Source organism: Paenibacillus tuaregi (assembly GCF_900086655.1).
GTDB lineage: Bacteria > Bacillota > Bacilli > Paenibacillales > Paenibacillaceae > Fontibacillus > Fontibacillus tuaregi.
The window spans coordinates 4946761-4963492 of record NZ_LT575476.1; the positions used below are offsets into that span (position 1 = coordinate 4946761).

The 16732-nt window shown below is 49.3% G+C and carries 18 protein-coding genes and 1 riboswitch; of the genes, 1 reads left to right on the forward strand and 17 read right to left on the reverse strand.

The features are described 5' to 3' along the window. The 3 genes from BN6628_RS26335 to BN6628_RS22220 form a co-directional block, all read right to left on the reverse strand. Positions 1-571, reverse strand: a 571-nt coding sequence (locus tag BN6628_RS26335) for a hypothetical protein (RefSeq protein WP_162272665.1), incomplete at its 3' end; no start/stop codon positions are given. A 322-nt stretch (positions 572-893) separates the two neighbouring features. Next, positions 894-2225, reverse strand: a complete 1332-nt coding sequence (gene murA / locus BN6628_RS22215) for a UDP-N-acetylglucosamine 1-carboxyvinyltransferase (protein WP_068620665.1) — start codon at positions 2223-2225, stop codon at positions 894-896. A gap of 385 nt (positions 2226-2610) precedes the next feature. After that, positions 2611-2868 (reverse strand): DUF1146 family protein, encoded by a 258-nt coding sequence (locus BN6628_RS22220; RefSeq protein ID WP_082927016.1) that lies wholly within the window; start codon positions 2866-2868, stop codon positions 2611-2613. A 304-nt stretch (positions 2869-3172) separates the two neighbouring features. On the opposite strand from BN6628_RS22220, the gene BN6628_RS22225 reads away from it, so the two are divergent. Next, positions 3173-3874 carry a copper homeostasis protein CutC gene (locus tag BN6628_RS22225; RefSeq protein WP_082927017.1) on the forward strand — a complete coding sequence of 234 codons (702 nt, stop codon included), beginning with the start codon at positions 3173-3175 and terminating at the stop codon, positions 3872-3874. Positions 3875-4290: 416 nt separating this feature from the next. On the opposite strand, the gene BN6628_RS22230 is transcribed toward BN6628_RS22225, so the two are convergent. The 14 genes from BN6628_RS22230 to BN6628_RS22295 form a co-directional block, all read right to left on the reverse strand. Continuing rightward, positions 4291-4704, reverse strand: coding sequence for a F0F1 ATP synthase subunit epsilon (locus BN6628_RS22230; RefSeq protein WP_068620669.1), 414 nt, complete (start codon positions 4702-4704; stop codon positions 4291-4293). A 277-nt stretch (positions 4705-4981) separates the two neighbouring features. Beyond that, complete coding sequence (gene atpD, locus BN6628_RS22235) at positions 4982-6382, reverse strand: F0F1 ATP synthase subunit beta (protein WP_068620671.1); 1401 nt, start codon at positions 6380-6382, stop codon at positions 4982-4984. Positions 6383-6471: 89 nt separating this feature from the next. Beyond that, entirely contained in the window at positions 6472-7341 is an 870-nt protein-coding gene (gene atpG, locus BN6628_RS22240) for an ATP synthase F1 subunit gamma (RefSeq protein WP_068620673.1), read from the reverse strand. Between the two features lie 192 nt (positions 7342-7533). Then, complete coding sequence (atpA, locus tag BN6628_RS22245; protein ID WP_068620675.1) at positions 7534-9048, reverse strand: F0F1 ATP synthase subunit alpha; 1515 nt, start codon at positions 9046-9048, stop codon at positions 7534-7536. A 24-nt stretch (positions 9049-9072) separates the two neighbouring features. After that, positions 9073-9612 (reverse strand): F0F1 ATP synthase subunit delta, encoded by a 540-nt coding sequence (locus tag BN6628_RS22250; RefSeq protein WP_068620677.1) that lies wholly within the window; start codon positions 9610-9612, stop codon positions 9073-9075. Further along, on the reverse strand, positions 9609-10097 hold the full coding sequence (atpF, locus tag BN6628_RS22255; protein WP_068620679.1) for a F0F1 ATP synthase subunit B: 489 nt from the start codon (positions 10095-10097) through the stop codon (positions 9609-9611). The genes BN6628_RS22250 and atpF overlap by 4 nt, the downstream gene beginning before the upstream one ends. A gap of 124 nt (positions 10098-10221) precedes the next feature. Continuing rightward, positions 10222-10449: a F0F1 ATP synthase subunit C gene (atpE, locus tag BN6628_RS22260; protein ID WP_068620681.1), complete on the reverse strand. Its 228-nt coding sequence runs from the start codon at positions 10447-10449 to the stop codon at positions 10222-10224. 69 nt (positions 10450-10518) lie between these two features. Then, complete coding sequence (atpB, locus tag BN6628_RS22265; RefSeq protein ID WP_068620683.1) at positions 10519-11337, reverse strand: F0F1 ATP synthase subunit A; 819 nt, start codon at positions 11335-11337, stop codon at positions 10519-10521. Beyond that, a complete protein-coding gene (locus BN6628_RS22270; protein WP_068620685.1) occupies positions 11330-11743 on the reverse strand; it encodes an ATP synthase subunit I in 414 nt (137 codons plus the stop codon). The genes atpB and BN6628_RS22270 overlap by 8 nt, the downstream gene beginning before the upstream one ends. Next, entirely contained in the window at positions 11736-12020 is a 285-nt protein-coding gene (locus BN6628_RS22275; protein ID WP_068620687.1) for an AtpZ/AtpI family protein, read from the reverse strand. The genes BN6628_RS22270 and BN6628_RS22275 overlap by 8 nt, the downstream gene beginning before the upstream one ends. 173 nt (positions 12021-12193) lie before the next feature. Continuing rightward, positions 12194-13330 carry a non-hydrolyzing UDP-N-acetylglucosamine 2-epimerase gene (gene wecB / locus BN6628_RS22280; protein WP_068622544.1) on the reverse strand — a complete coding sequence of 379 codons (1137 nt, stop codon included), beginning with the start codon at positions 13328-13330 and terminating at the stop codon, positions 12194-12196. A gap of 267 nt (positions 13331-13597) precedes the next feature. Next, on the reverse strand, positions 13598-14227 hold the full coding sequence (gene upp, locus BN6628_RS22285; protein ID WP_068620689.1) for a uracil phosphoribosyltransferase: 630 nt from the start codon (positions 14225-14227) through the stop codon (positions 13598-13600). A 305-nt stretch (positions 14228-14532) separates the two neighbouring features. After that, a complete protein-coding gene (gene glyA, locus BN6628_RS22290; protein ID WP_068620691.1) occupies positions 14533-15783 on the reverse strand; it encodes a serine hydroxymethyltransferase in 1251 nt (416 codons plus the stop codon). A gap of 68 nt (positions 15784-15851) precedes the next feature. After that, positions 15852-16445 (reverse strand): TIGR01440 family protein, encoded by a 594-nt coding sequence (locus BN6628_RS22295; RefSeq protein WP_068620693.1) that lies wholly within the window; start codon positions 16443-16445, stop codon positions 15852-15854. Between the two features lie 184 nt (positions 16446-16629). Continuing rightward, a riboswitch (ZMP/ZTP riboswitch) is annotated at positions 16630-16714 on the reverse strand. Between the last annotated feature and the right edge of the window lie 18 nt (positions 16715-16732).

The window sequence follows — 16732 nt, forward strand, 5'->3', positions numbered from 1 at the left end:
GGCCCACGGTTGGCGCGCTCGCAGGCTTGCGCCAAGCTGACGCAAGCGGCGCCGTGGACGTGGCACCGTGCGGCGTTCGGGCGCTTACCGTAGGACCGCCGGCCTCGGACGCCCCCTCTTCATCCGCCTGATAGGCGGGCTGTGGTTCGCTAGCGCCTACTCTAGGGTCAGTAATTGCTCTGTGAGCCCAATCCGCCTGGACTTGCTTTTGTATGGATACACCTGTTTCATTGCCACTGACTGATTCACTTCTCTCGGTGCCATAACCGCTCTGCGGGGAGGACTTTACTGCAGCATCACTTACTGTCTGCCGGCTTTTCTCCGCTGGGCCAGGCACTAAGGATAGGGAAGAGCGGGACTGTGCAGACCTGCCCTTCTGAACCTTTGTAGACCCACTGACTTGCGAGTTCCCCGAATGCCCGGTTTTTTCAGCAATCTGTCCCTCAGCAACAGGAGCCTTCAACGACAGCGGGATGGTCTCACGTGGTGGCTTTATTTCGGACGGAGTCCTACCTGCTGTAGAATCCTCCGGAGTTAGGATCACTTTAATCGATGCTCTGTTGTCTCTCATCTTTTCGGTTACCTCCATCATCCGCCGTTTGCTCTGTTCATGTTCAGAGCACTCTAGCTTTTCCTCGTTATATCTTTTTGTCACTATACTTATAGATATGAGTTTTGATGATGGGGTAGAACCCTTAAACAAGCCAAAACTGAAAATGGTGGCTGCTTTAAGTCTATCGATTGTCTATAACAACCCGGTAAACTTATCATTTTGACCAGAGTCATTTATCCCCCTCCCATTGAAAAGCTACCAGCACGCGGTGTGGCATGCTTACAAAAAAAGGACCCCCACCTTACGGCAGGAGCCCTTGTCTTTAAATCATCATAAATAATTAGGCCAAACTTGGTTGAATCTTGAACACGCTCAGATCTTCCTGAACAACTTGTGCCTTCTCGCTTTCCGCAGCTTCCGAGACACGCCAGATATTGGCGCCGAGTCCCTGCAGCTTCTCAGCCAGATTCACATAACCGCGGTCAATATGATGCGTGCCGCTTACTTCTGTTGTACCTTCGGCGACCAACCCAGCAATGATCAGTGCGGCTCCTGCACGAAGGTCAGTTGCACACACTTTGGCACCTTTCAGGTTGGCACCCCCAGTTACGATCGCGCTGCGGCCTTCCACTTTAATCTCCGCATTCATCAGAGCGAATTGCTCCACATGCATGAAGCGGTTCTCAAATACGGTTTCAGCCACCACACTCGTTCCCTCTGCTTTAAGCAGAAGAGCCATCATTTGAGACTGCATGTCAGTCGGGAAGCCTGGATAAGGCAGAGTCTTTACATCTACAGAACGCAAAGATTTATTCGCGGTAACACGTACCCCGTTCTCTTGTACGTCCACCACAACTCCCATTTCCTCAAGCTTGGAGATGACGGGGCCAAGATGATCTGCGATCGCACCCTCTACAAAAACATCCCCACCTGTGATAGCCGCAGCGATCATATACGTTCCAGCCTCAACACGGTCAGGAATTACAGTATGTTCTACGCCGCGCAGCTTCTCAACACCTTCAATACGAATGATACCGGTTCCCGCACCGCGGATCACCGCCCCCATACTTGTCAGGTAATTCGCCAAATCGACAATTTCCGGCTCTTTCGCCGCATTTTCGATAATGGTTGTACCTTCGGCAAGAGTTGCCGCCATCATTATATTCTCAGTTGCACCTACACTGGCCACATCCAAATAAATTTTCGCGCCGCGGAGTCTGCCTTCGGATCTCGCCTCGATGTAGCCCTGGCCCAGATTAATTTCGGCCCCCATAGCTTCAAACCCTTTAAGGTGTTGATCGATCGGTCTAGTCCCAATGGCGCAACCGCCTGGGAGAGAGATCCGTGTATGTCCCATGCGTGTAAGCAGGGGTCCCATGACCAGGAATGATGCCCGCATTTTGCGTACCCACTCATAGGGAGCTTCACAGGATACGAGATTTTGTGCATCTACCGTGATCACTTCCTGCTCGTATGTAACACCGGCTCCTAGATATTCCAATACTTTATTAATCGTCATCACATCATCAAGTGGTGGTGCATCCCGAATAATGCTAACCCCTTCTTCTCCCAACAGAGAAGCTGCGATTATGGGCAGCACTGAGTTCTTAGCTCCGCTGACTTTGACGGTCCCCGTCAGCACATTGCCACCGCGGACGATAAATTTGCTCATCTTGGTTCCCTCCGCGCGTTCATTTTCTCTTTTTCTCAACATCTGAAAAAAAGCATCCCGCTAATTCACTAAGTTTCATAATAACATGGTTTATTTACATGGCTCAAGATTTGTTTACATAAGTTTGTGTCGAATTCTATACTTCCACCAAGCTGAGTGCCTGCCGAAGGAAGTTTTGTCTTGGACCAAGGAAATTTATCCTCGGGTCAGTACCCGATCCTTTTCGAGAAGGGCATAGTACGAGGCAAGGCCGATTACCATGCGGGGATAAATATTAACGGAGCATAAAATCCTTATTTCCAGTGTTGACACAATGATTCGATGTTATTCGACATTACCAAGGCGTTCGAGTTACCTAACAGAGATATAACCATTCGTTTAAACATTAAAACATGTACTTGAGCATCCGTGTATATCCCCAATAATCAAGGATGAACGAGGATACAAAATGTCCCAAAACCACAGCTAACAAGAGCTGTAGCAGCTTGCCTTGAGGTCCCTTGGGATTGCGAACGATCAAGTCAAGCTTGAGGTTCTGCAGAGCCCACCAGGCAACGGCAATACAAACCAAAGATACAATGATCGCGGCCAGACCGCTTACTGCAATTGTTGAGGGCAATTGGCTCACTGTGCTTGAATCCACAACAGGACTCCTCCTTGGGCATGCTTATAATTTATGCGGGTTCATGTCAATCGGTTAATCACCCAATAAATTATATCGGTAATACATAGAATAAACTATAGATCGATTATTTTACAAAAATAAAGACCTTCTATATCATACTTGCCAAGCCGCTAATAATCCAGCTTTTTATATACAATTTCTTATTTTTCCATATGTAAGCGATTCAATTAGATAAGATCAGCTTGAAACATTTTTTCTTTATCATTACGCTATATAAACAGGGCATCATTGACCCCGGATATTACCTGATGGAGGAATACACATGAAACTCGAAGTGATTACATATACGCTTGCTGATTCTAAAATCGCCCAAGCCGCTGGAGCGGACCGGATTGAGGTGATTACAGCTCCTGCAGAAGGAGGATTAACACCAAGCCTGGGGCTGGTTGAAGAAATTAGAGAACACAGCAGTATAGATATGCGGGTTATGGTACGCCCGCACAGCCGTCATTTTCATTATGATGCTGACGACATTCACACTATTCTAAAGGATGCAAGAACGTTCAGGCGCAAAGGAATTGATGGTCTTGTATTTGGTGCCCTTACTCCAGATAAAAAAGTGGATGAAGACCTTCTTGCCCGGTTTATTGACGCAGCAGACGGTCTGCCGGTGACTTTCCATAGAGCTATTGATGAAGTCCGTGACCAGCAGGAAGCCCTTCGCACTTTGAGCAAATACCCACAGGTAACTCATGTCTTAACCTCTGGCGGGAAACCTTCGGCTCTCTTGGCCCAGGACACTTTGCGCGAGCTGAATCAGTTGGCGGCCGAGCTCGGGACTTTAACTATTATTGCCGGGGCGGGTATTGGATTGGAGGCACTCCCCCAGTTTCTTCAGTCTACCGGGCTGTCTGAGATTCATATAGGATCTGGTGTACGAATGGACAATCAAATTCTCAGCACCCTGGATTCGAGTCTTATCTCCCAAGCCAAGGCTCTTATCCACAGCAGAGTTTCTTGGTAAGACCGGGAGGCTTACCAGCCTTACAGTCTTACATTATACAGTCTTACAGTCTTGCAGGCATTCCTATTCCCTTGCTTCCTTGCCTGTTTGCTTTCTCTATCACCTTATGAACTGTATTACTTGCTAAATGATCAATGATTATGTCAGTTGTTACTTACAAAATCGTAAACTGAATCCTCAGTAGACCATTTTTTCAACTTCCTGGCTTTAGAAACTTATCTGTTACTCACTCAATCATTTTCTTACTTATCTTATATAATAATGTCCGTGAGCTTATTCCCCCCTGAATAGTCTCCTCTTAACCGCCGTAAAATAAACGATTGACAGTGATCATTCTATTACTATCAGTTTAAACAAGAAAAAAAGGGGCAATCCCAGGGAGTTCTTCCCTGGGATTGCCCCTTCTTACTTCAATGCTATTCTTTGCTCCGAGAGGAGACATTGATCCGCGTAATTGCTCTTTGCAAGGCAAGCTCTGCCCGACGATGGTCGACCATATCCTGGTTGCCATGCGCGTTCAGACGCCGTTCAGCACGCTCCTTCGCAGCTTTCGCACGTTCAACATCAATGTCATTCGGTGCTTCTGCGCTCTCCGCCAGAAGGATGACTTTATCCTTCTGCACCTCAACAAACCCGCCGTGTACGGCTAGGATTGAAGACTTCTTCCCGGTTTTTACCTTGATCGGAGCTACCTTAAGCGGTGTAACAAAAGGAATGTGCCCTGGAAGGATTCCGAGCTCCCCTTCTTCCCCGCGTACACTAAGGCTCTCCACCTGTTCCGAGAACACAACGCGCTCAGGCGTAACGATTTCCAATAAAAAGGTGCTCACTTGCAACCCTCCTAAAAGCTATCCAAAGGATAGCTATCTTCGTAAGCACTGCTTAGTTTTCCCTGAATAGGAAAACTACTTCGTAAGCATAGGCTTTAGCTACCCAAAGGGTAGCTATCTTCGAAACAATTCCCATGTTTTCCTTAAGTAGGATAGCTTGCTTCGTAAACATAAGCCAGCTATCCAAAGGAGAGCCATCTACCTATTACACTGCCAGGTTCCCCTGCTCGGGGAACCTGGCTCACAACCCTAGCCTTTCGGCAGGATGGCTGATGTCTTACAGAGTCTTCGCTTTCTCCACAGCTTCCTCAATAGTTCCTACGAACAAGAAGGCTGCTTCTGGAAGATCATCGTGCTTGCCGTCCAGAATTTCTCTGAAGCTGCGCACAGTATCAGCTACAGGCACGTATTTACCAGGAATACCGTTGAATGCCTCGGCAACGTGGAACGGCTGGGACAGGAAGCGCTGAATTCTGCGGGCACGAGCTACGATCAGCTTGTCATCCTCACTCAGCTCATCCATACCAAGGATCGCGATAATATCCTGCAACTCTTTATAACGGGCAAGAATTCGTTTAACTTCTTGAGCTACATTGTAGTGCTCTTCCCCTACAATTTCAGGGGCTAGAATACGGGAACTGGAAGCCAGCGGGTCTACCGCTGGGTAGATACCCATCTCGGAGATTTTACGCTCCAAGTTCGTTGTTGCATCCAAGTGCGCAAACGTAGTTGCCGGAGCCGGGTCAGTATAATCATCCGCAGGAACGTAGATCGCCTGAATGGATGTAACGGAACCCTTCTTCGTGGAAGTAATACGCTCCTGAAGCTGACCCATTTCTGTAGCAAGTGTCGGCTGGTAACCAACCGCGGATGGCATACGTCCAAGAAGGGCGGATACCTCAGATCCAGCTTGCGTGAAACGGAAGATGTTATCGACGAACAGAAGTACGTCCTTGCCTTCTTCATCGCGGAAGTACTCAGCCATGGTCAAACCCGTCAACGCTACGCGAAGACGTGCGCCTGGCGGCTCGTTCATCTGTCCGAACACCATGGCCGTCTTGCCGATAACGCCGGAATCGGTCATTTCATGGTACAAGTCATTACCCTCACGGGTACGCTCGCCTACCCCGGCAAATACGGAGATACCGCCATGCTCTTGGGCAATGTTATTGATAAGTTCCTGAATCATAACGGTCTTACCTACACCGGCACCACCGAACAGGCCGACTTTACCGCCTTTTGCGTACGGTGCAAGCAAGTCGATAACTTTAATCCCGGTCTCTAGGACTTCAGATTGAGTAGACAATTCATCATAAGCTGGCGGGCGGCGGTGAATTGGATTCTTCAACGCTGCTGCGGCTTCGCCTCTGTTGTCGATTGTTTCTCCAAGCACGTTAAATACACGTCCAAGAGTAGCTTCTCCTACAGGTACGGAGATTGGCGCGCCCAGGTCTTCAGCCTCGGTTCCGCGTACAAGACCATCCGTGGAGGACATCGCGATACAACGAACCTGGTTATCACCAAGATGGTTGGATACTTCAAGGATCAGTCTTTCTACGTTTCCGTTTTGATCCTTTTTATCAATTTTAATAGCATTAAAAATCTCGGGAAGGTGACCACGTTCAAATTCAACGTCGACAACCGGACCCGTAATGCTGACAACGCGTCCTTTACTCATCTTTCTTGTTTCCCTCCTCAACGTTTGCCAGAACTGCAGCTTAGGGTGCAGTGTCATCCTCGCAAACGGTCATTATAACCTAACTAGATTTAAGACAAAGCGTTCGCCCCGGCAACAATCTCCGTAATTTCCTGAGTAATTGCCGCCTGACGAGCACGGTTATAAGTCAGTGTCAATTCACCGATTAATTTGCTGGCATTCTTCGTAGCATTACCCATCGCTGTCATTTTCGCGCCAAGTTCACTCGCCTTGCCCTCCAGAAGAGCACCATAAATGATGGTTTCCGCATACTTCGGCAGAAGCACCTTAAGCACATCTTCAGGGGTAGGCTCATACTCATAACTTGCTTTGACTCCGCTTGATGCAGCAGCCTCAGGCTGTTCAAACGGAAGCAGGCGATTAATGGTAGGTATCTGGGTAAGCGGGTTAATGAATTTGTTGTAGCAGATGTAGACCTCGTCAAACTGCTCCTCTTCAAAGCTGCGAACCGCCGCGTACGCTAAGCTCTTAATATCTGCAAATGAAGGGAAATCAGAAAGCTCGGTTACTTCGCCAACAACAGGAAGTTCACGCCGTCTGAAGTAATCGCGCCCTTTACGGCCTACTACGAACAGACCATACTCATCTTTGGACGAGTGAGAAGCTTTGATCTTATCCATCACCGCACGGAGCATGTTAGCATTGTAACCGCCGGCAAGACCAGCATCGGAGGTAATAACGATATACGCTGTTTTCTTGACCGGGCGGGTTACCAGCATAGGATGCGAGATTCCTTTGGTGCCTGCGGCTATACCGTTGACCACTTCGCGAAGCTTCTCCGCATAAGGACGGGAAGCCTGGGCTTTCTCCTGTGCTCTGCGAAGCTTGGATGCAGCTACCATCTCCATCGCTTTCGTGATCTGACGAGAACTTTGGATACTCTTGATCTGACGTTTTATTTCGCGAATCCCTTTTGCCATGATTTCACCACCTTAAAACTTTGGCGAAGCCAAAGTTACTTCGTAAGCATAAGCTTAACTTCGGCATAGCCAAAGTTACTTTGAAAGCTTTAACTTGATTTGGCCCGGGCCAAATCCCGAATTACAATCTATTTCACCGATTATGGCAGCCTAAGCCTTGACACGGTGTTCAAAGCTTAGGCGTTCGTTACATTAAGCAGAGACAGCAAAGCCCTTCTTGAACTTCTCGATAGCTTCTTTCAGAGCCGCTTCATTATCCGTAGTCAAATCCTTAGTATCGCGGATCGATTGCAGAATTTCAGCATGATTGCTCTCAATGAAGCCCAGGAATTCGGATTCAAAGCGGCGGACATCCGCCACAGGGATATCATCGAGGTATCCTCTTACCGCTGTGTACAAGCTGACAACCTGTTTCTCAACAGAAAGCGGCTGGTTGACACCCTGCTTCAGGATTTCCATCAAGCGGGCACCACGGTTTAGACGCGCCTGAGTGGATTTGTCCAGATCCGAACCGAACTGGGAGAACGCTTGAAGCTCACGGTATTGAGCCAAATCCAGACGGAGAGATCCGGCAACCTTCTTCATCGCTTTGATCTGAGCGGAACCACCGACACGGGATACGGAGATACCTACGTTGATCGCCGGGCGTTGACCTGCGTAGAACAAGTCGGACTCCAGGAAGATCTGTCCATCTGTGATGGAGATTACGTTGGTTGGAATGTATGCCGATACGTCGGAGGCTTGGGTCTCGATGAACGGCAGCGCCGTAATCGAACCGCCGCCAAGCTCATCGCTAAGCTTCGCAGCACGCTCAAGCAGACGGGAATGCAGATAGAATACGTCACCAGGGAATGCCTCACGGCCCGGTGGACGGCGAAGAAGCAGGGACAATTCACGATAAGCCGCAGCTTGCTTCGACAAGTCATCATAGACGATCAGGACGTGCTCGCCTTTGTACATGAAGTACTCGGCCATAGCCACGCCGGCATATGGTGCGATATACAGAAGCGGTGAAGGATCCGAAGCAGATGCCGTCACAACGATCGTGTAATCCAGGGCACCGTGGCGGCGAAGAGTTTCAACCACGTTAACTACCGTGGATTGCTTCTGGCCGATAGCGACGTAAATACATTTTACGCCATTGCCCTTTTGGTTAAGAATTGTATCGATAGCAACGGCAGTCTTACCTGTCTGACGGTCACCAATGATCAATTCCCGCTGTCCGCGGCCGATAGGTACCATGGCATCAATCGCCTTGATCCCGGTCTGCATCGGCTCATGTACCGATTTACGCTCGATAACGCCTGGAGCGTTGTTCTCTACCGGACGGAATTCTGTAGTATTAATTGGACCTTTGCCGTCGAGCGGTTGTCCGAGCGGATTTACTACGCGTCCAAGCAGGGCGTCGCCTGCAGGAACCTGCATAATTTGTCCTGTGCGTTTAACCTGGTTACCTTCGCGAATTTCGCTGTATGGTCCCAAAATAACGACACCCACATTGCTTTCCTCAAGGTTGAGGGCAAGGCCGAAGATGCCGTTCTCAAATTCGAGCAGCTCGTTAGCCATAACATTCTCGAGTCCGTGAACGCGGGCGATCCCGTCACCAACTTGAATTACGGTTCCGACTTCAGCTACTTCGATATCCGTTTTATATTGTTCGATTTGACTTTTGATCAGCGTACTGATCTCTTCAGGTCTGATACTCAAGAATTTCACCCCTATCTTCAGTGCTTATCTTCGAAAAGACTTTTCAAGGCGTTCCAATTTACCCGCTAGACTGCCGTCATACAGCGTATCGCCAATGACCACCTTCATACCGCCGAGCAAATCTTTATCAATCACGTTATTCACACGAATCTTCTTATGAACCAAATCTCCAAACTCCTGGGCAACCTGCTGCTGCTCCTGCTCATTCAGAGGGTAAGTAGTGTATACTACCGCATTGGCAATGCCCAGCGCATCGCTGGAAATCTTCGTATAGCTATTCAGCATATCCTGCAGGATATCTACTCTGCCGCGTTCAATCACCAGCTTCAGAGCGGAAATAACCGTTTGGGACATTTTGCCCTCAAGACTGCCGCTGATAATATTCCACTTAACTTCTTCTGAAATATTAGGAGAGGCAATAAAATTCATAACATCCTTGTCAGAAGTAAGAGCTGTTACTGCTGCGGTCAGCTCTTGTTCCGTCTCGAGCGTGCGGCCATCCTGTGCGGCAGCTTCGTAGAGCGCCTTAGCATACCGTCTGGCTACAACTGTTTCGCGGCTCATGATCTGCCACCGACTTCTTTAAGGTACTGATCAACCAGCTCGCCTTGTACGCTGTCTTCTTTCACTTCTTTGCCAATCAGCTTGGAAGCAATCTTGACAGAAGCGACACCCACTTCACTGCGAAGCTGTTCAACCGCATTGTTCTTCTCGTTCTGAATTTCACGCACAGCGTCTTCTTTCAGACGAGTAGCTTCGTTCTTGGCAAGCTCCACAATTTGAGCGGCTTGCTTGCTGCTGGTTTGCTTGGATTGTTCGATGATATCGTAAGCATCCTGACGCGCTTGCTGAAGAGCTTGCTTTTGTTCCTCAACATAAGCTGTTGCTTGTTCGCGTGTGGCTTTGGCTTCGTCCAACTGCTGACGTACCAGCTCACGGCGCTTCTCCATAATGGAGAACAAGGGACCAAATGCATATTTGCTAAGCAGCCAGTACAGGATTAAAAAAGCGATTAATGTAATTACTGTAGATTCCCATACGAAATTCAACCTCGTCACTCCTTTCCAAAAGCGTCGATCATCTCGGGCAGACCCATTTCACAGGGCTATTCAAGAATAAAGAAGGCGGCAGATGGACTTCGCCTTCCCCGCCAAGCTTTGGGTCGTACATTAATTATGAAGCTTTACCGTAGAACATAAACGCAAGTACCACGCCGATGATCGGCATAACCTCGATCAGACCTACTCCAAGGAACATCAGAGTTTGAAGAGTGGACTTAGATTCCGGCTGACGAGCAACACCTTCAACTGTTTTACTGATCAAAAGACCGTTACCAATACCTGCGCCAAGTGCGCCCAGACCTGCTACGATACCTGCTGCTAATAATGCCATTCCTTCCATGTGTGAATCCTCCTCAAAATTTGTGATTGTTTAGTAATATCGTTCAAGCTTGAAGTTCAAACTTGTGTGTTAATGCTCCTCGTGATGCATATCCACAGTTTGCGAGATATACACCATCATCAGTACGACGAAGATAAACGCCTGGATCGCACCGATAAATATACTGAAACCCTGCCAAGCCATCAGAAGCGGTACCGACAGGACGGCTCCGACAACACTGGATGACGCCAGCCCCATAATGACACCGATCAGAACCTCACCGGCGAAAATGTTGGCGTATAGACGGATCCCGTGCGTCAGCAGCTTGGAAAACTGCTCAATCAGGTTGATCGGGAAGAAAACCGGATAAGGCTGGAAGTAGTGTTTGAAATAAGCCTTCGTATTCTTCACAGCCCCCAGGTAATGTACAATGACAAATACCAGGAGTGCCAGACCCATGGTTACCCCAATATCCGCTGTTGGCGATTTCCACCACGCTACTTCAGCGTGCGGATGAGCTTCGCCTTTCGCGTGAAGTGTATCCAGCTTCTCAGTAACCGAAACGATAGGCTGGCCGAAGACCGTAGCTGCATCCTTATTATCGTATTCGGTCACAACCCCGAAGATCAGTCCGAGCATGTTCCCTACAAAGATGAACATGATCATCGTGACGCCGAGAGCAAGGAAAGGCTTACCCTTCTTGAAGTCCATGGCGCTAGAGATCTGAGCTTGTACAAACTCTATCACCCATTCCATGAAGTTCTGTATCTTGCTTGGGTTCTCCACGGACAGTTTGCGTGTTGCGAGTTTAGCAAGGATAAAAACAATAGCGCAGGTGACAACTAGCATAAGAACAACAGAAAGGTCAATGCGCAGTCCGCCCAACTTAATAATTGGTGATTCATGCATGTTTTTTCACCCCTTTCTCAGACGCGTCATCTTCTTCCTTTCTAGACTGAATAAGACCTGCAAATAGTAGAAGGAACTGTGAGAAGACCAATCCGCCAACAACCGCAAACATATTGAACATCTCCGGTTTTTTATAGGCTATCATGGCAGCTGCCAAAGCCAAGGCGGCACGGGTGAAGAATCCAAGTCCCGGCCGTCGTTTCTCCTGGCCTGTAATTCCATCCATAAAACGTCGAACCTTGAATGCCAAATAGTTGGCGTTAACATAGCTGACGACAACTCCAAGTGCAATTCCGAGCGGAATCGACTTATATGACCCTACCAATGCCGCTGCTATGAAGCAGAGGGCAAGGACAGAGTAGGTCGCCACCTTCAGCACTCTACGGTATACCCGCAGTTCATCCATCGCTGTCCTCCATGACCTTTTTGATGAGGAATATGACACTGACCATGCCGATAACGACGCCAACCAGCACGCCAATTCCGGTGCGGATACCGGTTGCGGAACCGCTGCCAAAACTATCCCACCAACTGCCCAGATAATACCCGGCAACCGTGCATACAGCAATGTCAATTCCAATCGCGGACACAAGACCTGCAGCTTTGAGGACGCTCCCGGTACGAGCCGGTTTGTCAGAGTCTGAATCGCTTGATTTCCTTGGGCTTTTCAGAGGTTTAGTCATACTTCAACCCACCTTATAATCCCAGTTTATTTTACTGAAATCAGTGAACCTTTGTCAACGAAGAAATCTTTCGTGCTTTAAAGCGCGAAGTATAAAAAATTCGACTCTGACAACCACCAAAGCGTACAGTATAACTGTATGCTGTCTATTTCTCACTCATTCTGGCTCAGATGTTAATTTGTGAACTTTGTGTGAAATTTGTCAGGCCGTTCTTCATTTAGTCCAAAATGGTGACAAATCGCATTGACGATTCGCTCTGAAGCCTTCCCATCTCCGTATGGGTTGGCCGCCCGGCTCATGGATTCATAGACAGCTGTATCTGTCAAAAGTGTTCTTGTCCGTTCGTAAACTTTCTCTTCATCCGTACCTACGAGTTCCAAAGTTCCAGCCTCAACTCCCTCTGGACGCTCCGTAGTATCACGAAGAACAAGCACCGGCACACCAAAGGATGGCGCCTCCTCCTGCATACCACCTGAGTCGGTTAAGATGAGGTGTGTATGAGGATAGATGTTATGGAAATCCACCACATCCAGCGGATCAATCAGCTTGATTCGCGGGTGGCCCCCGAGAATTTCATAAGCAGGCTCCCTTACCGCAGGGCTAGGATGCACAGGATATACGATCGCGATATCCTCGAACTCATCTGCAATTCTCCGAACAGCATGGAATATGTTACGGTGCGGCTCACCCTGGGACTCCCTCCGGTGTGCAGTCATGAGGATCAGTCTCTTACCTGCAGCCCAGTCTAGAACCGGATGTGTATAATCCGACTTCACGGTATATTGAAACACATCTGTCACCGTATTGCCTGTGACATAAATGGTTGATTCCTTCTTATTCTCTTTGCGAAGATTATCCGCAGACCATTCCGTCGGCGCAAAATGCATATCCGCAAGTACTCCGGTAAGCTGTCGGTTCATCTCTTCCGGGTAAGGGGACAATTTGTTCCAAGTGCGGAGTCCGGCTTCCACGTGACCCACCTGGATTTGCTGCAGGAATGCCGCATAGCTGGCCAGGAAGGTCGTAAGAGTATCCCCATGCACCAGCACTATATCCGGCTTAGCCTGGCTGAGTACCTCTTCCAGACCCTGCAGCACCCGGATCGTCACCTCGTTCAAGGTCTGACGCTCTTTCATTACGTTTAGATCATAATCCGGCACAATCTTGAATACTTCAAGCACTTGGTCCAGCATCTCTCTGTGCTGTGCTGTAACGCATACCACAGATTCAATCTGCTCCGGATGCTTCTGAAGCTCCAGAATTAAAGGAGCCATCTTAATGGCCTCCGGTCTCACGCCAAAAATCGTCATTACTTTTATCTTTTTAGTCAAAACAGTAACCCCTTTCTATTTCCCTGAACAAAAGCCGCACCGCGGGCTATCCGAAGAAGTCCAAGCTCATCCGTGGATAAACTGGAACGTTCGTACCCGGACCCTAAAGGGCGAAATCTTGATGTATAATGGCCAACTAATGTCTGATTTTTCGGGACACGATTCCAATCCCCTTCTTCAGGGACCGCCCGCCCCACCCAAATGGCTAGCTTCACAGAAGCCGCGTGCAGGCTGTCTAAAAGCCGGCTACTTGGTTCCGTACAAGCGGTCCCCCGCATCGCCAAGCCCCGGAATGATGTAACCATGGTCGTCCAAGCGCTCATCCAGAGCCGCCACGTAGATATCCACATCGGGATGGGCTTCCTGAACAGCCTTGACGCCTTCCGGTGCCGCAATCAAATTCATCATCTTGATCTGGGTGCAGCCCCGGTTCTTGAGCGATTCAATCGCAGCAATTGCGGAGCCCCCGGTTGCCAGCATCGGATCAATCACGATCAACTCACGTTCCTGAACATCTGTAGGAAGCTTAACGTAGTATTCCACCGGCTGAAGCGTCTCCGGGTCCCGAAACAAGCCTACATGACCCACTTTAGCCGCGGGAAGCAGCTTGAGTACGCCATCCAGCATCCCAAGTCCTGCACGCAGAATGGGAATGAGTCCCAGCATACGCCCGGATATCACTTTCGCTTCGGTCTCGGCCACCGGCGTCTGAACCGTGATCGATTCAAGCGGCACCTCTCTCGTAATCTCATAAGCCATCAAAGTGGCTACTTCGTCTACCAATTCGCGGAAATCCTTCGTGTTCGTTCTCATGTCACGGATAAATGTCAATTTGTGTTGAATCAAGGGGTGATCACATATCACCAATTTTCCCATGTTGGTCCCTCCGGTCAGGTTACTTCTTGTTATCCATTATGGCCTGTCCATTCATGCAGAAAGAATGATCAGCAGATGTGTTCAATCCCTGCATACCTCGGCCAAATCCTGTTTATTATATCACTCCCCTTAGCCATTTTCACCTTCAATTCCCCTAATTCCAGACATGCCACCCAGCCTAAGCCAAAATCAATTGCATTATTGCCAAACATCTCCCAGGTGATACCATCACCCTATTTAAATCATGACATACAATAAAGGCCCCTGTGCAATCCTGCACAGGAGCCTTATGTCCGCTAATGCTCTTATTCGTATTTCATTTCCGGGTACAGAGGGTAACGGTCAGTCAGGGCCACCACGCGGGTACGGGCCTGATCCAGAACCGCATTGTCCTGAGGAGCCTTCAATGTCATCGCAATAATGCGTCCGATTTCAATCATTGCTTCCTCATCCATGCCACGGGAGGTCGCCGCAGGCGTACCCAGACGGATGCCGCTGGTCACAAACGGGCTGGTTGGATCGAACGGAATCGCATTCTTGTTCACCGTAATTCCGATAGAGTCCAGAACATGCTCAGCATCTTTACCGGTAATGTTCAAGTTGCGGGTGTCGATCAGCATCAGGTGGTTGTCCGTTCCGCCGGAAACAAGGTTGAGGCCTTCTTCCACCAAAGTCTCAGCCAGTCTCTTGGCATTCTTGATTACATTCTCGGCATAGGTCTTGAAGGAAGGCTGCAGTGCTTCACCAAGAGCCACGGCTTTGGAAGCAATCACATGCATTAGAGGCCCGCCCTGAATCCCAGGAAATACCGCTTTGTCAATCGCTTGTGCCCAAGGCTTCTTACATAGAATCAGCCCTCCGCGAGGACCGCGAAGCGTCTTATGTGTAGTCGTGGTTACAAAATGGGCGTGAGGCACTGGACTTGGATGAAGTCCGGCAGCAACCAGGCCTGCGATATGCGCCATATCTACGAAGAACAGGGCTCCTACATCATTCGCAATGGACGCAATCGCTTCGAAGTCAATGATGCGCGGATATGCGCTGGCACCGGCAACGATCATACGAGGGCGGTGCTTGAATGCTAGCTTACGCAGTTCATTGTAATCAATCGTGAAGGAATCTTCCTGAACACCATAAGCAACAAAGTTATACATGAGACCGGAAGCATTAACCGGGCTGCCGTGGGTCAAGTGTCCACCATGGGCCAGGTTCATCCCAAGAACGGTATCCCCAGGTTTCAAAGCGGCCAAATAGACAGCCATGTTCGCCTGAGCTCCAGAGTGAGGCTGTACATTGGCATGTTCAGCGCCAAACAGTTCCTTAGCGCGGTCACGGGCAATATCCTCTACGATATCCACGTGCTCGCAGCCGCCGTAATAGCGTTTGCCTGGGTAGCCTTCCGCATATTTGTTTGTCAGCACGGAGCCCATAGCTTCCATAACCGCTTCGCTCACAATGTTCTCGGAGGCGATCAGCTCAATGTTGTTGCGCTGACGTTTCAACTCCAGATTCATAGCTTCCAGTACTGCCGGGTCCTGCTTCTTCAAATATTCCATGTTCCTTCATCCTCCCACAATCTATTTGGTTGTTTCATCAATCACAACAAATCACAACGAACCACAAATCAATCACATAAACCATTGTCCTGCACCTGAGGCAGAACATAGACGGCTCTTTCCCCGCCGATCAGCTTCGGCCTGCTCCAAGCGGCGTTCACCCTGGCCTTCCCGATATAGCGGACCTGTGGCCGGTATGGAACAGCCACCCTGCGCAGGTGCATCCCGATCAAGGTCTCACCGATATCAAGGCCGGCATCAGCCTCGATCGTCTCCGCGAGACAAGGGGCCTTAAGACGGCGGTATGCTCCTGCAGCCATAGAGCCTCCTGCCTTGGGAACAGGCACAGCGCTGACTTCCGTGAGGTTTAGACGCTCCAGCAGCTCGCGTTCCATCACCAGGGCGCGGTTGAGATGCTCACAGCATTGAAAGACAAGATTAAAACCATAGGCAGAACGGACCTGCTCCAGACCTTCATAAAGCTCGGCAGCGATGGATTCCGCACCATTTGTGCCAATCCGGCTGCCCGCAACCTCACTGGTGCTGACTCCAAGCACCACGACTTTACCCGGCCCGAGCTTCGCGGCTTCGGCCAGATCCTTCAACACAACAGCGGCCTGCTCACGTATGGATAGTTCCAATTCCCCATTGCCTTTATTCATTCTCACATTCCTCCCATTTCAGTCAGGCATAAGAAGCTCATGCTTCAGGCAGAAGACAAACCGTTCACCTAGCGGGAACTTGAAGAATCACCGCTCCACAAAGACTTATTATACCTAAAATCCGACAAGAAATCGAAAGACGGAACGAAAAAAAGAGCAGTACGCATCCCAAGGAATGCGTGTGCTCTTTTGCCCAGGCGACCGGCCGTATACTCCGATGCTCCATCGTGGTTTATCGCCCACTCTCGTCGCCAGTCACACCGGATCTGCAATTTTCACTTTCATCA

Bases quoted from the DNA above. Each gene is read 5' to 3' on its own strand.
- BN6628_RS22250 (WP_068620677.1), bottom strand. From the start codon at position 9,612: ATGAGCCGCGAAACAGTTGTAGCCAGACGGTATGCTAAGGCGCTCTAC.
- BN6628_RS22225 (WP_082927017.1), top strand. From the start codon at position 3,173: ATGAAACTCGAAGTGATTACATATACGCTTGCTGATTCTAAAATCGCC.
- glyA (WP_068620691.1), bottom strand. From the start codon at position 15,783: ATGGAATATTTGAAGAAGCAGGACCCGGCAGTACTGGAAGCTATGAAT.
- atpD (WP_068620671.1), bottom strand. From the start codon at position 6,382: ATGAGTAAAGGACGCGTTGTCAGCATTACGGGTCCGGTTGTCGACGTT.
- BN6628_RS22270 (WP_068620685.1), bottom strand. From the start codon at position 11,743: ATGGATGAACTGCGGGTATACCGTAGAGTGCTGAAGGTGGCGACCTAC.
- atpB (WP_068620683.1), bottom strand. From the start codon at position 11,337: ATGCATGAATCACCAATTATTAAGTTGGGCGGACTGCGCATTGACCTT.
- wecB (WP_068622544.1), bottom strand. From the start codon at position 13,330: ATGACGATTTTTGGCGTGAGACCGGAGGCCATTAAGATGGCTCCTTTA.
- atpE (WP_068620681.1), bottom strand. From the start codon at position 10,449: ATGGAAGGAATGGCATTATTAGCAGCAGGTATCGTAGCAGGTCTGGGC.
- upp (WP_068620689.1), bottom strand. From the start codon at position 14,227: ATGGGAAAATTGGTGATATGTGATCACCCCTTGATTCAACACAAATTG.
- BN6628_RS22275 (WP_068620687.1), bottom strand. From the start codon at position 12,020: ATGACTAAACCTCTGAAAAGCCCAAGGAAATCAAGCGATTCAGACTCT.
- atpG (WP_068620673.1), bottom strand. From the start codon at position 7,341: ATGGCAAAAGGGATTCGCGAAATAAAACGTCAGATCAAGAGTATCCAA.
- murA (WP_068620665.1), bottom strand. From the start codon at position 2,225: ATGAGCAAATTTATCGTCCGCGGTGGCAATGTGCTGACGGGGACCGTC.
- BN6628_RS22295 (WP_068620693.1), bottom strand. From the start codon at position 16,445: ATGAATAAAGGCAATGGGGAATTGGAACTATCCATACGTGAGCAGGCC.